24 protein-coding genes and 1 tRNA gene are annotated in these 19,283 nt (G+C 67.3%); 15 read left to right on the top strand and 10 right to left on the bottom strand.

Annotated features, from left to right (window positions below):
• Positions 1-52 precede the first annotated feature (52 nt).
• The 3 genes from ACWH43_RS15135 to ACWH43_RS15145 all read right to left on the bottom strand — a co-directional run bounded on the left by ACWH43_RS15135 (position 53) and on the right by ACWH43_RS15145 (position 4,239).
• The gene (locus ACWH43_RS15135) at positions 53-1,438 is read right to left on the bottom strand and encodes a class II 3-deoxy-7-phosphoheptulonate synthase (RefSeq protein ID WP_158444577.1); all 1,386 of its coding nucleotides are present in this window, start codon (positions 1,436-1,438) and stop codon (positions 53-55) included.
• 169 nt (positions 1,439-1,607) lie between these two features.
• Positions 1,608-2,975 carry a glutathione-disulfide reductase gene (gor, locus tag ACWH43_RS15140; RefSeq protein ID WP_158444578.1) on the bottom strand — a complete coding sequence of 456 codons (1,368 nt, stop codon included), beginning with the start codon at positions 2,973-2,975 and terminating at the stop codon, positions 1,608-1,610.
• Positions 2,968-4,239: an O-antigen ligase family protein gene (locus ACWH43_RS15145; RefSeq protein ID WP_158444579.1), complete on the bottom strand. Its 1,272-nt coding sequence runs from the start codon at positions 4,237-4,239 to the stop codon at positions 2,968-2,970. Before ACWH43_RS15145 ends, gor begins: the two co-directional genes overlap by 8 nt.
• Positions 4,240-4,464: 225 nt before the next feature.
• On the opposite strand from ACWH43_RS15145, the gene ACWH43_RS15150 reads away from it, so the two are divergent.
• The 3 genes from ACWH43_RS15150 (at position 4,465) to ACWH43_RS15160 (ending at position 7,517) form a co-directional block, all read left to right on the top strand.
• Positions 4,465-5,430: a Bug family tripartite tricarboxylate transporter substrate binding protein gene (locus tag ACWH43_RS15150; protein ID WP_158444580.1), complete on the top strand. Its 966-nt coding sequence runs from the start codon at positions 4,465-4,467 to the stop codon at positions 5,428-5,430.
• Between the two features lie 91 nt (positions 5,431-5,521).
• Positions 5,522-6,001, top strand: coding sequence for a tripartite tricarboxylate transporter TctB family protein (locus tag ACWH43_RS15155; protein WP_158444581.1), 480 nt, complete (start codon positions 5,522-5,524; stop codon positions 5,999-6,001).
• Between the two features lie 16 nt (positions 6,002-6,017).
• Positions 6,018-7,517: a tripartite tricarboxylate transporter permease gene (locus ACWH43_RS15160; RefSeq protein ID WP_158444582.1), complete on the top strand. Its 1,500-nt coding sequence runs from the start codon at positions 6,018-6,020 to the stop codon at positions 7,515-7,517.
• Here the strand turns inward: ACWH43_RS15160 and ACWH43_RS15165 are convergent.
• The 4 genes from ACWH43_RS15165 to ACWH43_RS15180 form a co-directional block, all read right to left on the bottom strand.
• The gene (locus tag ACWH43_RS15165) at positions 7,498-8,541 is read right to left on the bottom strand and encodes an SDR family oxidoreductase (RefSeq protein ID WP_158444583.1); all 1,044 of its coding nucleotides are present in this window, start codon (positions 8,539-8,541) and stop codon (positions 7,498-7,500) included. The genes ACWH43_RS15160 and ACWH43_RS15165 overlap by 20 nt on opposite strands.
• A 114-nt stretch (positions 8,542-8,655) precedes the next feature.
• Positions 8,656-9,153 (bottom strand): DUF2059 domain-containing protein, encoded by a 498-nt coding sequence (locus ACWH43_RS15170; RefSeq protein WP_158444584.1) that lies wholly within the window; start codon positions 9,151-9,153, stop codon positions 8,656-8,658.
• Between the two features lie 109 nt (positions 9,154-9,262).
• Positions 9,263-9,964 carry a ribose-5-phosphate isomerase RpiA gene (rpiA, locus tag ACWH43_RS15175; RefSeq protein ID WP_158444585.1) on the bottom strand — a complete coding sequence of 234 codons (702 nt, stop codon included), beginning with the start codon at positions 9,962-9,964 and terminating at the stop codon, positions 9,263-9,265.
• A 119-nt stretch (positions 9,965-10,083) separates the two neighbouring features.
• Positions 10,084-10,476 carry a hypothetical protein gene (locus ACWH43_RS15180; protein WP_375796993.1) on the bottom strand — a complete coding sequence of 131 codons (393 nt, stop codon included), beginning with the start codon at positions 10,474-10,476 and terminating at the stop codon, positions 10,084-10,086.
• Between the two features lie 174 nt (positions 10,477-10,650).
• Here ACWH43_RS15180 and gph point away from each other — a divergent pair, with 174 nt between their 5' ends.
• The 12 genes from gph (at position 10,651) to ACWH43_RS15240 (ending at position 16,764) form a co-directional block, all read left to right on the top strand.
• Complete coding sequence (gene gph, locus ACWH43_RS15185) at positions 10,651-11,340, top strand: phosphoglycolate phosphatase (protein ID WP_158444586.1); 690 nt, start codon at positions 10,651-10,653, stop codon at positions 11,338-11,340.
• 53 nt (positions 11,341-11,393) lie between these two features.
• A tRNA-Val gene (locus ACWH43_RS15190) sits at positions 11,394-11,468 on the top strand.
• A 143-nt stretch (positions 11,469-11,611) separates the two neighbouring features.
• Positions 11,612-12,175 (top strand): hypothetical protein, encoded by a 564-nt coding sequence (locus ACWH43_RS15195; protein WP_260347916.1) that lies wholly within the window; start codon positions 11,612-11,614, stop codon positions 12,173-12,175.
• Positions 12,168-12,533, top strand: coding sequence for a hypothetical protein (locus tag ACWH43_RS15200; RefSeq protein ID WP_260347917.1), 366 nt, complete (start codon positions 12,168-12,170; stop codon positions 12,531-12,533). Before ACWH43_RS15195 ends, ACWH43_RS15200 begins: the two co-directional genes overlap by 8 nt.
• Positions 12,530-13,243 (top strand): DNA cytosine methyltransferase, encoded by a 714-nt coding sequence (locus tag ACWH43_RS15205; RefSeq protein WP_260347918.1) that lies wholly within the window; start codon positions 12,530-12,532, stop codon positions 13,241-13,243. The genes ACWH43_RS15200 and ACWH43_RS15205 overlap by 4 nt, the downstream gene beginning before the upstream one ends.
• Positions 13,240-13,722, top strand: coding sequence for a hypothetical protein (locus tag ACWH43_RS15210; RefSeq protein ID WP_448153533.1), 483 nt, complete (start codon positions 13,240-13,242; stop codon positions 13,720-13,722). Before ACWH43_RS15205 ends, ACWH43_RS15210 begins: the two co-directional genes overlap by 4 nt.
• Complete coding sequence (locus ACWH43_RS15215; protein WP_260347920.1) at positions 13,719-14,021, top strand: hypothetical protein; 303 nt, start codon at positions 13,719-13,721, stop codon at positions 14,019-14,021. The genes ACWH43_RS15210 and ACWH43_RS15215 overlap by 4 nt, the downstream gene beginning before the upstream one ends.
• Positions 14,018-15,496 carry a hypothetical protein gene (locus ACWH43_RS15220; RefSeq protein WP_260347921.1) on the top strand — a complete coding sequence of 493 codons (1,479 nt, stop codon included), beginning with the start codon at positions 14,018-14,020 and terminating at the stop codon, positions 15,494-15,496. Before ACWH43_RS15215 ends, ACWH43_RS15220 begins: the two co-directional genes overlap by 4 nt.
• Complete coding sequence (locus ACWH43_RS15225) at positions 15,493-15,906, top strand: hypothetical protein (protein WP_260347922.1); 414 nt, start codon at positions 15,493-15,495, stop codon at positions 15,904-15,906. The genes ACWH43_RS15220 and ACWH43_RS15225 overlap by 4 nt, the downstream gene beginning before the upstream one ends.
• Complete coding sequence (locus tag ACWH43_RS15230) at positions 15,899-16,204, top strand: hypothetical protein (protein WP_260347923.1); 306 nt, start codon at positions 15,899-15,901, stop codon at positions 16,202-16,204. Before ACWH43_RS15225 ends, ACWH43_RS15230 begins: the two co-directional genes overlap by 8 nt.
• Positions 16,197-16,412, top strand: coding sequence for a hypothetical protein (locus tag ACWH43_RS15235; protein WP_260347924.1), 216 nt, complete (start codon positions 16,197-16,199; stop codon positions 16,410-16,412). The genes ACWH43_RS15230 and ACWH43_RS15235 overlap by 8 nt, the downstream gene beginning before the upstream one ends.
• A complete protein-coding gene (locus ACWH43_RS15240) occupies positions 16,402-16,764 on the top strand; it encodes a hypothetical protein (RefSeq protein ID WP_260347925.1) in 363 nt (120 codons plus the stop codon). Before ACWH43_RS15235 ends, ACWH43_RS15240 begins: the two co-directional genes overlap by 11 nt.
• Before the next feature lie 446 nt (positions 16,765-17,210).
• On the opposite strand, the gene ACWH43_RS15245 is transcribed toward ACWH43_RS15240, so the two are convergent.
• The 3 genes from ACWH43_RS15245 to ACWH43_RS15255 form a co-directional block, all read right to left on the bottom strand.
• Positions 17,211-17,540, bottom strand: coding sequence for a hypothetical protein (locus ACWH43_RS15245; RefSeq protein WP_260347926.1), 330 nt, complete (start codon positions 17,538-17,540; stop codon positions 17,211-17,213).
• A 727-nt stretch (positions 17,541-18,267) separates the two neighbouring features.
• Positions 18,268-18,513 carry a hypothetical protein gene (locus ACWH43_RS15250; protein ID WP_260347927.1) on the bottom strand — a complete coding sequence of 82 codons (246 nt, stop codon included), beginning with the start codon at positions 18,511-18,513 and terminating at the stop codon, positions 18,268-18,270.
• Entirely contained in the window at positions 18,510-19,265 is a 756-nt protein-coding gene (locus ACWH43_RS15255) for a hypothetical protein (RefSeq protein ID WP_260347928.1), read from the bottom strand. The genes ACWH43_RS15250 and ACWH43_RS15255 overlap by 4 nt, the downstream gene beginning before the upstream one ends.
• Between the last annotated feature and the right edge of the window lie 18 nt (positions 19,266-19,283).

The raw sequence follows: 19,283 nt of genomic DNA on the forward strand, positions 1-19,283 counted from the left end.
CCGGGACGAGCGTCCCGGCCTTTTCGCATGTTCGCAGACTCGCCGAACGCGCCTACTCGGCCGCCTCGACCTCCGGCCGGGCCCGGCCGGCGCGGTCGCGCTTGACCAGCTCGGCGACCAGGAAGGCGAGCTCCAGCGCCTGCTCGGCGTTGAGGCGCGGATCGCAGACCGTGTGGTAGCGGTCGTTCAGATCCGCATCGGTCATGCCGCGGGCGCCGCCGGTGCATTCGGTGACGTTCTTGCCGGTCATCTCCAGATGCAGGCCGCCGGCGCGGGTGCCCTCGGCCTGGTGGACGGCGAAGAAGTTCTTCACCTCGGTCATGATCAGGTCGAAGGGCCGCGTCTTGTAGCCGCTCGCCGCCTTGACCGTGTTGCCGTGCATCGGGTCGCAGGACCAGACGACGTTGCGGCCTTCCCGCTTCGTCGCCCGCACCAGCGCCGGCAGGTTGTCGAAGACCTTGTCGGCGCCGAAGCGGCCGATCAGGGTCAGCCGGCCGGGCTGGTTCTGCGGATCGAGCACGTCGATCAGCTTGAGCAGGCCGTCGACCGTGGTCGAGGGGCCGCATTTCAGGCCGATCGGGTTCCTGATGCCGCGGAAGAACTCGACATGGGCGTGGTCGAGCTGGCGCGTGCGGTCGCCAATCCAGATCATGTGGCCGGAGGTGTCGTACCACTCGCCGGTGGTCGAATCCGTGCGCGTCAGGGCCTGCTCATAGCCGAGCAGCAGCGCCTCGTGGCTGGTGTAGAAGTCCGTCGTGCGCATCTCCGGATGGGTCTCCGGGTCGATGCCGATGGCGCGCATGAAGTCGAGCGTCTCGGTGATGCGCTCCGCCACCTCCTGGTAGCGATGCGACTGCGGCGAGTCCTTGACGAAGCCGAGCATCCAGCGATGCGCATTGTCGAGATTGGCGTAGCCGCCGGTCGCGAAGGCGCGGATCAGGTTCAGCGTCGCCGCCGACTGGCGATAGGCCTCGAGCTGGCGGCGCGGATCCGGGACGCGGGCCTCGGCCGTGAAGGCGATGTCGTTGACGATGTCGCCCTTGTAGCTCGGCAGCTCCTCGTCGCCGATCTTCTCCGTCGGCGCCGAACGCGGCTTGGCGAACTGCCCGGCGATGCGCCCGACCTTCACCACCGGCGAGCCGCCGGCGAAGGTCAGCACCACCGCCATCTGCAGGAACAGCCGGAAGAAGTCGCGGATGTTGTCGGCGGAATGCTCGGCGAAGCTCTCCGCGCAGTCGCCGCCCTGGAGGAGGAAGGCCTCGCCGGCCGCGACCTTGCCCAACGCCCGTTTGAGCTTGCGCGCCTCGCCTGCAAAAACGAGCGGCGGAAAGCCGGCGAGCTGCTGCTCGACCGCCTTCAAGGCTGCCTGGTCCGGATAATCCGGAATCTGCTGGGCGGGCCTGGCCCTCCAGCTCTCTGGCGTCCACCGCTCGGACATGGGACTACGTGCTCCTGACCTCTCGAAGATCGCGCATCGTTAACCTTTGGTCGCGCGAAGGGGCGGCTATACACCCAAGCTTGCGGAATAGCCACTGCGCGCCATGCAGGCCGCCGGGGCCTGCCCCGGCCGATCGGGGAAGGACCGCCCCTCTCCCCCAGAGAGACGTTCAGCGCGACGGCGTCCGCATCGTCACCAGCTCCTCGGCCGCGCTGGGATGCAGCGCCACGGTGCGGTCGAAATCGGCCTTGGTCGCGCCCATCGTCACCGCGATCGCGGTGGCCTGGACGATCTCGCCGGCATCGTGGCCGAGGATGTGGACGCCGAGCACCTTGTCGGTCTTCGCGTCGACGATGAGCTTCATGTAGATGCGCTCGCGCCGGCCCGAAATCGTCGCCTTCATCGGCCGGAAGTTCGATTCGAAGATGCGCAGCCTGTGCCCCGCGGCAACGGCCTGCGCCTCGCTCAGCCCGACGGTGCCGATCTCCGGCGTGGTGAAGACGGCCGAGGCGACGGTGCCGTGATCCACGGTCCAGGGCTTGCCGCCGAAGACGGTGTCGGCGAAGGCATGGCCCTCGCGGATCGCGACCGGCGTCAGGTTGACCCGGTTGGTGACGTCGCCGACCGCATGGATCGAGGGCACGCTGCTGGCCGAGGTGGCGTCGACGACGATCTCGCCGAGCGCCCCCAGCGCGACCCCGGCCTTATCGAGGCCGAGCCCTTTCGTATTGGGCCGGCGGCCGGTGGCGACGAGCACGACATCCGCCTCGATCGGGTCGCCCGACGCGCAATGGGCGCGGCGGCTGCCGTCCGGCAGCGCCTCGATGCGCCGGATGGTGCAGCCCAGGCGGAAGGCGATCCCGGCCTCGGCCAGGGCGTCGCGCAGGCGGGTGCGGATATCCTCGTCGAAGCCGCGCAGGATGTTGTCGCCGCGATGCAGCACCGTCACCGCGACGCCGAGCCGGGCGAAGAGGCTGGCGAATTCGAGCGCGATATAGCCGCCGCCGACGACGAGCAGCCGCTTCGGCAGCGCCGGCAGATGGAAGACCTCGTTGGAGGAGATGCCGAGCTCGCCGCCCGGGATCGGCGGATCGAAGGAGGGCCAGCCGCCGGTCGCGACCAGGATATGGCGGGCGCGGACGAGCGCGCCGCTCTTCTGCAGGCGCACCTCGTGCGGCCCCTCGACCACCGCCCGCTCCTCGCGGATCTCGGCCTTCGCGCCCTCCAGCCCCTTGCGGTAGAGGCCGGAGAGGCGGGTGACCTCGTCCGCCACCGCGTCGCGCAGCGTCGGCCAGTCGAAGACGGGCTTGCCGGGCAGCGTCCAGCCAAAGCCGGCGGCGTCCTCGAAATCCTCGGCGAAGCGGCTGGCATAGACGAAAAGCTTCTTCGGCACGCAGCCGCGGACGACGCAGGTGCCGCCGATCCTGTCCTCCTCCGCGATCATCACGCGGGCGCCGTGGCCGGCCGCGATGCGCGCGGCGCGCGTGCCGCCGGAGCCGGCGCCGATGACGAAGAGATCGACGTCGTAGTCAGCCATGGTCTTCTCCCTGCGGCCGCGCCGCACCCGGACCGAACCAGAGGATTCCGGCCCCCAGAACGGCAATCCACCAGCCCTGCCAGGCGCCGTGCCCGACGACGGAAATCGCGAAGGCCGCCGCGAACAGCGCGAGGCGGGGCGCCATCTCCCGCGCCGGCAGGCGGCGAAGCCGCGCCAGCAGCAGCAGGCCGGCAAGGACGAGGAGACCGGCTCCGACCGCGCCGGTCTCGGCCCAGGCCTGCAGCGGCATGTCGTGCGGGTGGCCCGCTCCCAGAAGCAGGCGATGCTCGGGCGCGACCTCCGCAACGACCGGATTGCGGTGCATCGTGGCCGAGGTGCCGAAGCCCGCGCCGGCGAGCGGCCGCGCCCGCGCCACCTCGCCGAAGCTCAGCCAGATGTCGATGCGGGCCTGCCCGGTCATCACCGCGAAACGGTTCAGGATCAGCGAAGGCAGCCCGTCCCGCGCGGCGATGCCGAGCACCGGCGCCATCGCCATGGCGACGACGAAGGCGCAGCCGGCGGCCGTCAGGGTCAGGCGCGGCCATAGCGCCGCCAGCCCCCAGCAGAGGGCGCAGACCGCGACGCCGAGCCGTGCCGAGGCGCTCTCCGAGCGCAGGGCGCAGGCCGCGACCGCCAGGGCCAGCGCGATCGCCAGGATCCGGTCGAAACGGCGCCCCTCCGGCAGGCTCCAGAGGCCATGGATCGTCGGCGCGGCCAGGACCAGCGCGGTGATCGCGGGGCGGTTGAAGACGAAGCTCATCAGCTTGCCGAGGCCGAGCGCGGCGCGCTGCGACAGGCCCGAGGCGAGCTCCACCATCACCAGCAGGCAGGCGAGAAGGATCGCGAAGGCCAGCGCCCGCAGCCAGGTCGGGCGCGGCCTGAACCGGCCGGAGGCCGCGAGCGCCAGCGCGAAGACGATCGGCAGAGCGAGCTCGCCCCAGGCCCGCAGCGAGGCCGCCTTGTCATGGCTCCACAGGATCGAGAGCAGCGCCCAGCCGAGAAAGGCGGCGAGCGCCAGCCCCGGCGGCGTCGCCAGCAGGCGGCGCAGCCGCGCCGCGACCTCCCGCGAGCTCCCGGCCGCGGCCGCCGCGGCAAGCAGGAGCGCGGCCGCCAGGCCGAGCGTCAGCGGCGCCGAGCGATTGGCCAGCCACATGGCGAGCGGCATCAGCACCATCAGGGCCGCGCCGAGGCCGGCGAGGCGCTGCGGCAGCACTCCCCGGTCCGGCCCGGTTTCGTTGCGATCGGCGGAACGCGTCTGGCTCATGGCTTGCGCTTACGCGATCGGAGGAAAGGCCGCCAGCCGGGAATGAAAACCCCGCGGCAGGGTCGTAAATCGAAAGGTGTAGACTCTGCCGCGAACACCGCTTGAATTCGAAAATTATTGACAGGAGATTATTCAATCGGGCGCAATTGACGCTTGGCGCGGCAGGGTGTCACAGGCTTGCCGCCCCAATAACCGACGGCAAAGGCCGGAATCCGGAGGAAATCCATGCTGACATCGTTCCTGAAGCGCGGCGCGATCACGGCGGTTGCGTTCGCGGCGCTCTCGACGGCGGCGTTCGCCCAGGTCAATGAGCTCAAGATCATGGCCCCGGCGGCCCCCGGCGGCGGCTGGGACGGCACCGCCCGCTCGATGCAGCAGGCCCTCACCGGCGCCGGCATCGTCAAGAGCGTGCAGGTCAACAACGTCACCGGCGCCGGCGGCACCATCGGCCTCGCCCAATTGATCGGCGCCAAGGGCCAGGGCGACCAGCTCATGGTCAACGGCTTCGTCATGGTCGGGGCGATCCTGCTCAACAAATCGCCGGTCAACCTGTCGCAGACGACGCCGATCGCGCGGCTGACGGCCGAGGCCGAGGTCATCGTCGTGCCGACCGAATCGCCGCTCAAGACGGCCAAGGACCTCGCCGAGAAGCTGAAGGCCGACCCGGCCAAGGTGACCTGGGCCGGCGGCTCGGCCGGCGGCACCGACCACATCCTCGCCGCGCTGTTCGCCCAGGCCGTCGGCGCCGATGCCAAGAAGATCAACTACATCCCGTTCTCGGGCGGCGGCGAGGCGCTCGCGGCGATGCTCGGCGGGCGCGTCACCGCCGGCGTCTCCGGCTATGGCGAGTTCGAGGGCCAGATCAAGGCCGGCAAGCTGCGCGTGCTCGCCGTCTCCTCGGGCAAGCGGCTGGAGAACGCCCCCGACGCCCCGACCCTCAAGGAGCAGGGCATCGATCTCGAGCTCTTGAACTGGCGTTCGGTCGTCGCCCCTCCCGGCCTCTCGGCCGAGCAGACCAAGGCGCTGATCGACACCGTCGAGAAGATGGTCAAGTCGAAGGAGTGGCAGGAGATCCTGAAGGCCCGCGGCTGGGATGATTCCTACCTGGCCGGCGCCGAGTTCGACAGCTTCCTGAAGAACGAGATCGAGCGCGTCTCCAAGGTGATGCACGAAGTCGGGCTGGTGAAGTAGGCCGGCCGCCCCGATCCGGGAGGCCGGGACACCGGCCTCCCCTCTCCCTTTCCAGACGCGCCGCCAGGCGCCGCCATCGTCCGGACCCGCCATGACGAACGACATTCGGGCGCAGGGCGCCGACAAGCCGGCCCTGATCGTGGGCGTGCTGCTGCTGGTCGTCGCCTTCCTCGTCGGCTACGACGCCGCGCAGCAGACCATCGTCGCGACCTACGGCCTCGGCCCGACGGCGATGCCCTATGTCGTCGCCTGCGGGCTCGTCATCCTCGGCTTCAGCCATTTCGTCGTGGCCTTCCGCGGCGGGCTTCCCAAGCCGGAGGCCGCCGACGGCAAGGCCCTGCTCTGGATCGCCGCCGGCCTGGTCTGCCTGATCGGCTGCATCGCGCTGGGCGGCGGCTTCGTCATCGCCATCGCGCTGCTCTTCGCCTGCACCGCGCGCGGCATGGGCCGGCGGGCCTTCGCGGTCGATCTCGCGATCGGCTTCGTCCTCGGCCTCGCGATCTTCCTCGCCTTCGCCAAGCTGCTGACGCTGATCCTGCCGTCCGGGCCGCTCGAGCGGCTGTTCCTCTGACCCGGCGGAGCGCCCCATGGACACCCTGCTCTCCCTGCTCCACGGCTTCACCGTCGCCTTCGAGCCCGCCAAGCTGCTGTTCTGCCTGATCGGCGTCTTCCTCGGCACCGCCGTCGGCGTGCTGCCGGGCATCGGCCCGGCGCTGACGGTCGCGCTGCTGCTGCCGGTGACCTTCAAGCTCGACCCCGGCGGCTCGCTGATCATGTTCGCCGGCATCTACTATGGCGGCATGTATGGCGGCTCGACCACCGCGATCCTGCTCAACGCGCCGGGCGAGAGCGCCTCGCTCGCGACCGCGCTCGAAGGCTCGAAGATGGCCAAGGCCGGCCGCGGCGGGCCGGCGCTGGCGACCTCCGCCATCGGCTCCTTCGTCGCCGGCCTCATCGCCACGATCGGCCTCGCCTTCCTGGCGCCCTGGCTGGTCGAGGTCGCGGTGAAGTTCGGCCCCTGGGATTATTTCGCGCTGATGATCGTCGCCTTCGTCACCGTCTCGGCGACCTTCGGCGATTCCCCGCTGCGCGGCCTCACCAGCCTGTTCCTCGGCATCGCGCTCGGCCTGATCGGCATCGACAAGCTGACCGGCCAGGCGCGCCTCACCTTCGGTGTGCCGGAGCTGCTCAACGGCGTCGAGGTGACGACGCTCGCCGTCGGCCTGTTCGCGGTGGGCGAGGCTTTCTACGTCGCCTCCAAGCGCTTCCGCGACCCCGAGGAGATCATCCCGATCAAGGGCTCGCTGTGGATGACGAAGGAGGACTGGAAGCGCTCCTGGGCGCCGTGGCTGCGCGGCACCGCCTTCGGCTTCCCGATCGGCGCTTTGCCGGCCGGCGGCGCCGAGGTGCCGACCTTCCTGAGCTATTCGACCGAGAAGAAGCTCTGCAAATATCCCGGCGAGTTCGGCAAGGGCGCGATCGAGGGCGTCGCCGGGCCGGAAGCCGCCAACAACGCCTCCGCCGCCGGCACGCTGGTGCCGCTGCTGACGCTCGGCCTGCCGACCTCGGCGACGGCGGCGATCATGCTCGCCGGCTTCCAGCAATACGGGCTCAACCCCGGCCCGCTGCTCTTCGCCGAGAAGCCCGACCTGGTCTGGGGCCTGATCGCCTCGCTGTTCATCGCCAACGTCATGCTGGTGATCCTCAACCTGCCGCTGGTCGGGCTCTGGGTGCGGCTGCTGGCGATCCCGCAGCCCTGGCTCTATGCCGGCATCCTCGTCTTCGCGACGATGGGCACGCTCGCGGTCAACGGCTCGCCGGTCGAGCTGACGATGCTCTTCGCCTTCGGCTTCATCGGCTACCTGATGCGCCGCTACGATTATCCGGTCGCGCCAATGGTGGTTGGGCTCATCCTCGGGCCGATGGCGGAGGCGCAGCTCCGGCGCGCTTTGCAGATCAGCCTCGGCGATCCGATGATCCTGCTGGAGAACCCGATCTCGGCGACGCTGCTCGGCATCGCCTTCATCGCGCTGGTCGCTCCCTTCGTGATGAAGGGTCTCAACCGCTTCAAGGCTTCGGAGGACTGACGAGGCCGAGCCGGAACAGGCTCTTGCCGGTCGCGACCAGCGCCTCGGCCGCCGGCCGGGGCTCCCAGCCGAGCATGGTCATCGCCTTGGCGCTCGTCGCGTTCTTGCGGCGCCCGAGCTCCGGCGTCGCCGCCAGCCGCGCCACCGCGCTGAAGCGGGCCGCGGCCCGCACCAGCCAGTTCGGCAAAACCCGCGTCGGAACCCGGCGCGCCCTCTCGCCCAGACCCGCCTTCAGCGCCAGCGCGATCTCCTGCATCGTCATGAAATTCCCGGCGACCGCCAGGAAGCGCTCGCCCGCCGCCGCCGGATCGCGCATGGCGCGCAGATGCAGATCGGCCACGTCGCGAACGTCGACGACGCCGAACATGAGCTGCGGCAGGGCCGGAGGGCGGCCCTCCAGCAGGCTCTTCACCAGCACGATCGAGGGCGAGAGGTCGGGGCCGAGCAAGGGGCCGAAGATGCCGACCGGATTGACCACGGCCAGTTCCATGCCCTGCCCCTCGCCGTCGACGAAGCGCCAGGCCGCCTGCTCGGCCAGCGTCTTCGACCGGGGATAGGCAGCGAGCCCCGGCGCCGCCGGATCGGTCCAGTCGCGCTCGTCATAGGGGCGGCGAAGCGCGCGGCCATAGCCGATCGCCGCGAAGGAGGAGGTCAGCACCACCCGCCGGACGCCGGCCCGATGCGCGGCGCGCAGCACGCGCAAGGTGCCGTCGCGCGCCGGGCCGAGCAGTTCCGCCTCGTCGCGCGGCGCCGCGGCGAGCAGCGGCGAGGCGACATGCAATATATGGGTGCAGCCGGCCACCGCGGCGTCCCAGCCGTCATCCGCCATCAGATCGGCGGTCACGGTCTCGAAGCGCCCGTCGAGCGCGGCCCCCGCCCCGGCGAGCGCGGCCCGCAGCCCGGCCTCGCGGGCGCCGGAGCGCAGGCTGGCGCGGACAGCGTAGCCCGCATCGAGCAGGGCCAGGATGCAATGGCCGGCGACGAAGCCGGAGCCGCCAGTGACGAGAACGGTCTCGCGGGCCATGTCGATATCTCCGGCGTCAGAGGCGGCGGTCGTCGCCGCGGCATATGAAAAAGGCCGGCGGAAAGCGCCGGCCTTCGTCGGATATCCGGCCGGCGCCCGGCAAGGCGCGGCGCGTCAGAGCGTGTGGCCGCGCTTGCGCATCTCCTGCGAGAAGCGATCGAACAGATAGTTGCTGGTCTGGACGCTCCAGGCCTGCAGCAGCGGGAAGATGTCCTTCATCGCCTCGCCGCGCAGGCTGGTATAGCGCTGGCCGACCGGCGACTTGAAGAATGCGACGACCGCCTTGAGGTCGTCTTCCGTCATCTTGCTGGCGAAGACCGCCGCCGAGGTCTTCGCCATCTCGTCGATGCGCTTCTCGGCCTCGGGCTTCAGCTCGGCCGCGACCGCGTCGGCGTCCTTCTTCATCTCGGGCCGCGTCGCGACGAGCTGCTGCGCGCTGTCCTCGAACTCCTTGTAGATGTTCGTGATGTTCTGGGTGACGCCGGTCAGGTCCATGACCTCGCGGGCCGCCTGGAGATGGCTCGGGGTCAGGCTCGGGGCCTGCGCGAAGGCGGGGGCGGCGCAGAGCAGCACCAGGCCCAGAAACGCGCTGGCGAGAGAGTGGCGGACCATCGATTCAAAACCCCTTCGTCGTTGAGGGCGCGCCGGCAGGCCCGGCAGCGCCCCTGGCCCCGCGGGCCGCGTTCGCGCGTTCCTTAGCGTGGATCGCGCCGGAATGGAATCACTCGATCCGGCCGAGCAGCCTGAGCCCCCCGGCGCCGGCGAGGATGGCTCCGCTGGCGAGGCCGATGAACAGGCCGTGCTCGACCACGCCCGGAACCATGTTGAGAGCCTGAGCCAGCAATTCGGGCCGCTCTATGGCGCCGAGCCGGGCATCGAGGATGAAATGCCCGCCATCGGTGACCAGGGGGCCGCCATCGGGGCGCCGGCGCAGCGCGATATCCCCTGCGGCGCCCGAGGCCGCGATCGCGGTCGCGACCGCCCGGCGCGTCGCCTCCAGCCCGAAGGGAACGACCTCGATCGGCAGCGGAAAACGGCCGAGCGTCGGCACGAGCTTGCCGTCATCGGCGATCACGACCATGCGGGCGGAGGCCGCGGCGACGATCTTCTCGCGCAGCAGCGCGGCCCCGCCGCCCTTGATCAGGCGCAGTTGCGGGTCGATCTCGTCGGCGCCGTCGACCGTCAGGTCGAGCGCGGGCGTCTCGTCGAGGGTCGACATCGGGATGTTCAGGGAAACCGCCTGCGCCTGCGTCGCCTCGGAGGTCGCGACGCAGAGGACGTCGAGTCCCTCGGCGACGCGCCGGCCGAGCAGGTCGACGAAGTGCTTCGCGGTCGAGCCCGTCCCGAGGCCCAGCCGCATGCCGGGACGGACCAGCTCGAGCGCGCGGGCCGCAGCCTGCCTCTTCAGTTCATCGGCGCTCATCGTTCCATCCGTGGCGTTCGCGGGACATCGGGCCGATCCGCAGCGGATGGCGGCGCCCTCCTGCCGCGCCGGCGCGCGAGAGTCCAGCCCCGCCCCACGCCTTCGCGCCCGCCGCGCCGCTATTTCCCCTGAGGCGTGCAGACGGTCTTGTCGTCGAAGACGTAGCAGATGCTCATCTCGCCGGTGCGCAGATTGACGCGGAAGATGCCGCCCTCCTTCTCGTGGCGGGAGGGCATCAGCCCGTATTCGCCCGGCGCCTGCGGGCCGGCGCCCTCGCCCGCCGGGAAGCAGATGGTGACGCCGACGCCGCCTTCCTTGAGCTGGAACTGGCAGGCGCCAACCTCCCCCGTCGCCCGGTCGACGCGGTAGACGCGGTTGAGATCGTTCTGCGGGGCCGGGGCGAAGGCGAAATTGCCGGCGAGGGCCGGCCCGGCCAGGGCCAGCGGCAGGACCGACCAGCGCAGGCCGCGCGGCAGCATCTCGACCATCTTCGACATCACGAGCTTCGACATCACGGGCTTCCCTGCGCGCCGACCGGCGGCGAATCGCGGCACAGGATAGCACCATGCCGGCCGGATTGAGGCGGCGCCTGACCGGGTTGCGCCGCGGGCGCTTGCCAAAGCGGGGCCGAGCCCGTTTAAGCCTTGGCGATGCGGCCGGACCGGCGGCCCAAGGGAAACGCGACCATGAGCCTCACCCCCATCGTCGTCTTCGATCTCGACGGCACCCTGGCCGAGACGGCGCCCGACATCATGCGCACGCTGAACGTCATCCTGGAGCAGGAAGGCCTCGCCGCATTGCCGCTCGGACGGGCGCGCGAGCTGGTCGGCGCCGGGGCGAAGGCGCTGATCGAGCGCGGCTTCAAGGTTTCGGGCCGGCCGCTCGACCCGGAGACGCTGGAGCGCCTGTTCCAGGAATTCCTGGCGGTCTATGCGCGGGACGTCGCCTCCAGCAGCCATCTCTTCGACGGGGTTCTGGGCGCGATGGACGCGCTCTTGGCCGAGGGCTTCGCGCTCGCTGTCTGCACCAACAAGCCGATCCTGCACACCCGGCTGATTCTCGACCATTTCGACATCGCCGGGCGCTTCGCCGCCGTGGCCGGCCGCGACAGCTTCCCCTATTTCAAGCCCGATCCGCGTCACCTCACCCTGACGATCGAGATGGCGAAGGGCGATCCGCGCCGGGCCGTGATGATCGGCGATTCGCGCACCGACATCGCGACCGCGCGGGCCGCCGGCATCCCCTCGATCTGCGTGCCCTTCGGCTATACGGACGTGCCGATCGAGACGCTGGAGCCGGATTTCGTGATCCAGCATTTCGACGAGCTGCCGGCCGCGGTCGCCCGCGCGCTCGATCCTGCCGCCATCGTCTCCTGAGCGCAGACTTGTCCTTGACGGCACCCGATGCGCCGACTAGGAGAAGCGCGTCCGGGCGATTAGCTCAGCGGTAGAGCACTCCCTTCACACGGGAGGGGTCACAGGTTCGATCCCTGTATCGCCCACCATTTTTTCTCAGGTTTTCCCGGACCAGTTGCGCACCGCCGTGCAGAACGGTGCGTGAACGCGCGCGGTCTGCTGGGGGCATACTGGGGGAACTTGTTCCCGCAGCGTTCCTCTCTCCGTTCCCCTCTCCCCCGGAGTGCTTCCCGTGGGTGAGCGCGCGCAGCAGGCCTTCGAGGCCACGGTCCCTGCCCACTTGCAGGAAGATGTCATGCAGATGATCGCGGAAGCCGCTGGGGGCTGGTGCGATCACCCGAGCGTCACGATCCTAGATCGCGACCGGCACGACGCGATCAATGTCACCGCCCATGGCATCGTCATGGTCGAAGGCGTCGAGCACCGGTTTATCGTTGATGACGGCAACTGGAACGGCACCGTCCTGCGCGACTGGGATGGCGACGCGGTATTCGAGTATCGCAAGCCGACGACCTACGCCTTGCAGCCCGAGGCGAGGCTGATCGACGAAGCGATCATGGCCGGCAAGGGGCCGCTCCTGCTGATGAAGTGGGACGCGATCCTGAGCAACCATCAGGACATCGCCGCCATCCCCGGCAAGTATGCCTACGACCGGTATTTCCAGCCGGGCATCAAGGTCGAGAGCCACTGGCGCGAAGCCGCCGCCAAGCATCACTTCGTCATCGTCGACGAGGAAACGGCTCAAGAAACCCGCAAGCGTCTCGCCTCTCCTTCGCAGGAGTCCAGCCGTGGGTGAGCGGGCAAGCACGAAGGGGCCGTGGTTCGTCAGCGGTGTCCGCTTCAGGATGAACGGCGGCGAATGGCATAGCGTCAATCGCTACGACGAGGCCAAGAAGCAGGACCAGAATATTGCCTGCGTCGGGTTCGACCCGAGGACTGGCGACGGCCTAGCTGACGCTCGCCTGATCGCCGCCGCGCCTGATCTGTTGGAAGCTGCAAAGCGAGTTCTTGATCGCGGGTATGTAAGCGAGAGCATCGAAGAAGAGCGGGGCGACCACCTTCTGCTCGCTGCCGCCATCGCCAAAGCCGAAGGTCTCACGAACCACGCGGATGCCACCCCGAAAAACCCCCTTCCAGGGGAGATCGCGCCATGAGCGGGGTCTTGCGCGTGCTCGACCTTTTCTCAGGCATCGGCGGGTTTTCGCTGGGCCTTGAGCGCACGGGTGGCTTTGAGACTGCTGCCTTCTGCGAGATCGACCCCTTCTGCCGGCGCGTGCTGGCCAAGCACTGGCCGGAGGTGCCGTGCCATGACGATGTGAGGACGCTACATGGACTGCAATATGGGCCAATCGACGTTGTTTGCGGCGGATTCCCTTGCCAGCCCTACAGCAGCGCCTCGCGCGGGCGACGCAAGGGCGCGGGAGATGACCGCGCTCTCTGGCCTGAAATGCTCCGCGTTATTGCCGAAAGCTCACCCTCTTGGATCATTGGTGAGAACGTTACTCACATCGAGAGCATGGACCTCGAGCCCGTGGTTTCTGACTTGGAAGCCATCGGTTACGGTGTCGGGGCGCTTGAAATTCCGGCTTGTGCCGTCGGACACGACCACAGGCGCCCGCGCATCTGGATTTGCGGCTACGCCTACCGAGACAGCAAACCAGACCTGCCCTTCGATGCAGAAGTGGCCTGGCTGTCGGGCGGTGACGGATTTGGCGCCTCGCACTCTCGAGCGGCGCATGGGCTACCCCGAGGGATGGACGCTTATCGACGAAGCGCCCTCGGAAACGCCGTAGTCCCGCAAATCCCGGAGCTGATCGGCCAGGCCATTCTGTCTGCGCTCCATGACCGGAGGGCCGCAGCATGAGCGGGGTCGACATTGCAGGGCTCGTTGAGAGCCTGCGGTCTCTTGCAGATTGCGACGCGCGAGCGGGCGAACCGCTTGGCAAGTGCATGCGACGCGCAGCCAATGTCATCGAGCGAGGGCGTGAGCATATCGAATACATCGAAGCTCAGTGGCTGGCGAAAGACGCAGCGCTCAAGTCCGCCACCCGCCAGCGCGACGAAGCCCTAGCCGCCATCAAAGCCTCGGAAGAGAGGGGAGCCGCCAAGGACGCGGCGTTGCGGAAGGTAAAGCACTGGGCCGAAAGCCGGTGTCCTTGCCGCCACGAAGAGCCGAACCCGTGTCCGCTTTGCGGAGCGTCTGTCGAAAACCTTGAGGCGTGCAAGTCGGCTGAGAACACGATGCCGCGTGACGTGCTCCAAGCAATCCGCAGCGCGCTCGCGGATGCCACAAATAATCCCCCCTCCGATCCAGGGACGGAACAGAGGGAGGCGGGCGTATGAACCGCACCGAACACTTGCTCGAATGCTTGTCGGAAGAGTGCTGCGAGGTTGGGCAGCGCGTCAGCAAGGCCCTCCGCTTTGGCCTCAAGGAAATCCAGAAGGGTCAGGAACTGACGAACGCTCAGCGCATCGTCGAGGAGCTGCATGACCTGATCTCGGTGGCTCACATTCTCTATTCGGCGGGCGTCATCGGGGCGGTATGGCCCAGCCCGGAGCACACAGCCGCCAAGCTCGCGAAGATCGAGAAATTTATGGAAATCGGCCGCGTTCACGGCGCTTTACAGGAGCCCCGCCCATGACCACCCCATCAACCTCCGCGCAGTGGCCTGTGGCCGGCTGGAAACTGGTCCCCGTCGAGCCTGACGAGACGCAGATCGAAGCCATGTATGAAGCCTTCCGCAAAGCACGGCGTGGCGGTGTTGGCGGGATGACCATCGACGCTCAGTGGCGTCGTGAGCGCGCCCCCGAGATCATGGCGTATGCGGCCATGCTCACCGCCTCCCCATCCCCTGCCGCCTCGCCTGCGTCACCGAGCGGGGTGCTGGACCTCTACCGCGAAGCCGTCCGCGTCGACGTGAAGATGGAAGGTCCGCAGTTCATGGGCTGCAATACGAGCGCGCTAAAGCGTGCTTGGGAGGCCGACCGCGCCTCCCTCTCCAGCGACGCCACCCCGGCCCCGACGAGCGGGTCGGAGGGTGGCGAGCGCCTTCTGCGGCAGCTTCGCGCTCTCGCAGTTGCCCTGCACGAGAAGCACTACGCGGATGATGGGGCCGGCTGGCAGCCTCTCGAAGACGCGGAAGGCATTCTCAGCCAGATCGACAACATGACGACGGGCCTGTCTCGCCTCTCCCTGACGGCGGAACGGCTTGACGCGGCCTGCGCATCCTACTGGGACGGCGTGTGGAATGATCGCGACTGCTGGACCGGAGATGAAAAAGACCGCGAACGCGAGCGAATGCGCCGCGCCACTGGCTCCATCCTCGCCAAGCCCGCCTCCTCGCCTGCGGGCGGGGATGTGCGGGAGGCGGAGACGAAAGGCCCGTACGAGGCGCGCCTCTGCAAGGGCATCCCCACCGACTGCTGTGATTTCGGCGTCGTGTCCCTAAGCGAGGGGCGCGAGGTCTGCCGGGCTTGGCGCGAACAAGACGCGCGCGCTATCGCCGCCGCCCTCGCCAAGCCCGCCTCCTCGCCTGCGGGCGGGGATGTGGCGGAAAGACACGCGCTCAAGACGCTGATGAAGGCCATCCAGCGAGCGGAGGACGGCGCGGGCACTCTTCCCGCGAAAGAGGCCGTCAAGTTACGCCCAGCCGACTGGCATGCGGTCTGTGACCAAGCCCGCAAGCTCGCCGCCCTCTCGTCCTCTGCCGGCCCTGCGGTGGAGCCGGTGGCTTACCGCATCGATCACCCGCAGCACGGACAGGCTCTCGTCTCTCAACCGCTCACTATAGCGGACAGGAAACATGGATGGACGCAGCAGGCCCTCTACGCGCATCCCGCGCCCGCCACGGTGGAGAGCTGGCAGGACATTAGTACGGCGCCGAAGGATGGGATGGCGTTCTTCGGCATCGGCCCTGACGATGCTTACCCGCAAGCGATGCGCTGGCAGGCATATTCAGCCGACGAGATCGAGGAAATCGGGGAGCCTGGATACTGGTCCTATTGCGAGGATTTGATCGGAGATGTCACCGGCTCAGCCTCGCCATTGTATTGGCGCCCGATGTTTCCGCTGCCCACCGCCGCCCTAGCGCCCGCGACTGAGGGGAGGAAGTCGTGAAGGGATCTGATGTGGCATCCGCGAGCTGTCCCCAAGAGCTTAGCGAGGACGAGCGTTTCATCCGCGCGGGGTTGGCCAACGGCTCTCTGATCGGCGTAGGAGCGTCAGCAATCGAACCCTTGATCGAGGAGATTGACCGTCTGAGGGCATCAGAGCGCGCGGCGGTCGATGAGCTTTGCCGGTGGCGTGCGGCCTTTCAGCGTGTGACGCCCGGAGGTTCTGAGTTCTTCAGCCCTCAAGCTGTTCGTGAATGGGCCGACAAGCTCAAACTGGACGTGTTTGAGGCTAACAAGCGGGCAGCGCTTGCCGAGCGCAGGGTTCGGGAGAACAGCCCCGCAGGTCTCGCGGATGCGCACTCAAAATCCCCCTCCCACCCCGCCATGCCGAAGGAGGAAGACACCCATGGGTGAGGTCTCATCTGTGACCGGTGGGCCGAAGTGGAATGCCGAGGCTCAGCATCATTGGCCGGGCGGAAAGTATGTCGGATACACCTGCCACGTCTGCGGGGTTTCCGGGTTCTTCCACCACAAGAACGGCCCGCGCCTCTGCTACCCGCACTGGCAGGAAGCTAAACGAGACGCCGAATGGAAACAGGCGAAATGGGAAGCCGACATGAAGGCGGAATATGGGCCGTTCACGCCGCGCCCTGACCCGTTTCGCTGGGCTTTCCCCACCCGCCCCGCCAAGGAGAACGAAGGCCATGGCTGAGAAGCTGACGCATGCACAGTTCGCGGAACGCATCGCCTATATGGCAAGCCAGTGCGCTCAATGGGCCGGGTCTTGTCTGACGCTACCAGAGAAAGTCAACGAGCTGATGACCCCAGGTGCCGTCAAGCGCTTCCTCGAGGAAATGCAAGCACGTCTCGACTATCTCCGCGAAGACCTCGCCGCCTTGGAGCCCCGCGATGAGCGCTGACACAGCCCCTGCCGAGATGCCGGGGGCGGAGGAGATCGCACGGGCGTTGTGCATCGCTCAGGGCAATAACCCTGACTTTGACTATGACCCGAACGGAATTTCAGATGCTCCCGGCACGAACCTCTGTTGGAAGCTCTATCTTGGTCAGGCCCGAGCCATCCTAGACCTCTTCGCCCCGATCCTGGCGGAGAAGGAGCGGGCTGAGCGCACCATCGCAGCGCGAGATCGGCGGATTGCTCGCCTTGTCTGGGCGATGGATTATGCACGATCGAAGGGCATCGTCTTTCCGGCAGACACAGAGCCGAAAGTCGTCCTGTCGGATGCCGCAGCCATACGGGCGCAGGGGGAGTAGATGGGGCTTCTTACGCTTATCGTGGTTGCTTTGTCCGCAGTGCCGGCGGGGATTGGCCTGATTGCCATATCATTCCGCTTCAACAATCGCTTTGGGTCGGCGCTAGCCTACTTGGGCGCCGCCCTCTCCATGGGGGGCATGCTTCTCACGGTGCTCATCGGAGCGGCCGGCTACGGTAAGTGATAGCACCTTGATTCGCCCCAAAGGCTTCACCATCGCCATCACCTTCAAGGCTCTGGTGATTGTCGGGGTGTATGGGTGGGTGACAGGGGCTTGGCGATGATTATTCGTGGCATCCGCGCGATTCCGGCCAAAACCTATAGCCCGAAACGCAAAAAGGCGCCGACGACCCCACGAATGGAGCCGCCGGCTAGTTTAACAGGGAGGCGAACCGAAGGGCTCAGGAGCCATTCGAAGCCGGTTACGCCGGCCGGGCGATCAGCGGCTCAGGGCCGCGATGGGGACGGCGCCGCTGTCCAGCGATCGAGAAGCGCTTCAATGCGGGCCGTTGAGCGCAGGACGTTGCGGACATCGCCGGCAAGCTCTGCGGTCTTCTGACGGTCCTCGGCAGCCGACCGACGCATCTCCTGGCCATCGTTCTCGACGCGGTCCAGCCGCTTTTCGATGCGGCCGATGGCTTCGGCTGCTCGGCTGTCAGCAAGGCCCGCATCACGCCACCAGATGATGGCACCGACCGCGAGAACCGGAGCAGCACCTGCGAAAGCAGCGACGACCCGGCCGAAGAACTTCCCGTCGTCGTTGACCTTCATGCTCATGGGCGCCACCCGCATTGATCCCTGCCGAATTCATTGTGCTTGAGGATAGTTGCCTTCTCCCGGTCCGTCATGGCGAGGACCGAGGCTTCCGAAGGTCGAAAGGGAGAGGCCACGTCGCAGAATTCGCCTAGTTCATGTGAGCATCCTGAAAGCAATAGTATGATGCAAAAAGCAGATATGGTACATTTTCTCATGATACCCCTCGCATATAAGGATGCAATGGAGGTTTGCTGATGAGCAGTAAGAAGAGATCCATTTTGAACAGAGGTAAGCCAGCAGCGTTCATAGACGCGATGTTTGCGAGGCCTAACCGTGACGACCAGTGCATCATCTGGCCGTTTTCCCGTAACAACATGGGGTATGGCCAAATTCGATGGAGGGGGAGGACATCTTACGCGCATCGGATAGTTTGCGAGCGCCACCACGGCACGCCGAATCCGGGGGTAGAAAAAGCGCTCCACATCTGCGGGAATGGCCACTTGGGATGCGTTAACAGGCATCACCTAAAATGGGGGACGATGCGTGAAAATCAGTCTGACAGTCGAGCCCACGGAACCATGACGATAGGCATCAAAGTCAACACCGCCAAAATGGACCCCGACAAGGTAATTCTCGTGCGAAACCTACACGCCAAAGGCGTGTCTCAACGTGCATTGGCGCGTCGGTTCGCGATATCACCTAGCTCGATTCACGATATCATTGCAGGCCATTCCTGGCGACATGTGGCTTAATCCTTCTTGATCCACTCGCGAAAGCGGCTGTCCAAATCAGCAGGAGCCAAATCATCAATCTCACTGTCGATCTTCCTTTTCGCTGCGAGGGCTTCGCGCCGGTGACGCTCCTGCTCCTCCGCCATGATGGCCTTTCCTTCAGAGCGTCCTTTGAGAAACGCCCCGACGATCAGAGCCAGGAGAGCCCCGAGCGCAGCGATGTACCCGGCGAAGCGGGTCCAGAGGGCCGTCAGGATCGTCATACCGCCTTGCTCCGGTTGATCGTCAGGCGGCCGGACAGGATCAGCCAGGCGAAGACGCCACCGGCAACGATGATCAGGCCGAGGGCCGCCAGCGCCCAAGGGTTCTGCACCCCCGCAACGAGGGAGCTGGCAGCGGCGGCGCCGGTGGAGACGGCTATCGTCCCCACGCTACCGGACTGGCTAGCAGGCACATCGTCCGGCTTGGCGTCTTCGTCCTTCACATCGGCCGGCTGGGCTTCCTGCGCGGCGCGGATCGCGTCGAGGAAGTTCTTGTGATAGCCGGCGATCAGCTTGGCCTTGTCCGTTCCGTTGACGATGCGCCGCGCCCCGATCGGGTCATCGACGGTCGCGCTGAAATAGTCGGACAGCTTCTTGCCGGTGAACATGCCCTTCGTCATGCCGTCGAATATGGCCCGGAGAGCGATCGGCCAGGTCAAAAGCTGGCCCGGCTTGGTCGCGCCGAACTTCCGGTGATTGGCTTCCCACGTGACCTGCACAAGCCCTTCACCGACCCACGGATAGTAGGGCTTTTTCTTGAGGTAGGCTTCACCGCCCATCTCGCGGATCGGCTGCATCTTCCCCGCTGTTTCGTGGAAGGCCGTGGCCAGGATGTAAGCCAGCCACCGATCGTCGGTCAGGCGGTGCCAAGCCCATTCATCAAGGATCTTGTTCATCCCATCGACCTGAGATCGGGACAGCCTTCCGCCGAAGGGCGCGCGGCGCGCATAGGCGAAGAACGTGGTGCGGTTCATGTGCTGCTCCCGGCAAAG

The sequence above is a fragment of the Allobosea minatitlanensis genome, from assembly GCF_964020775.1.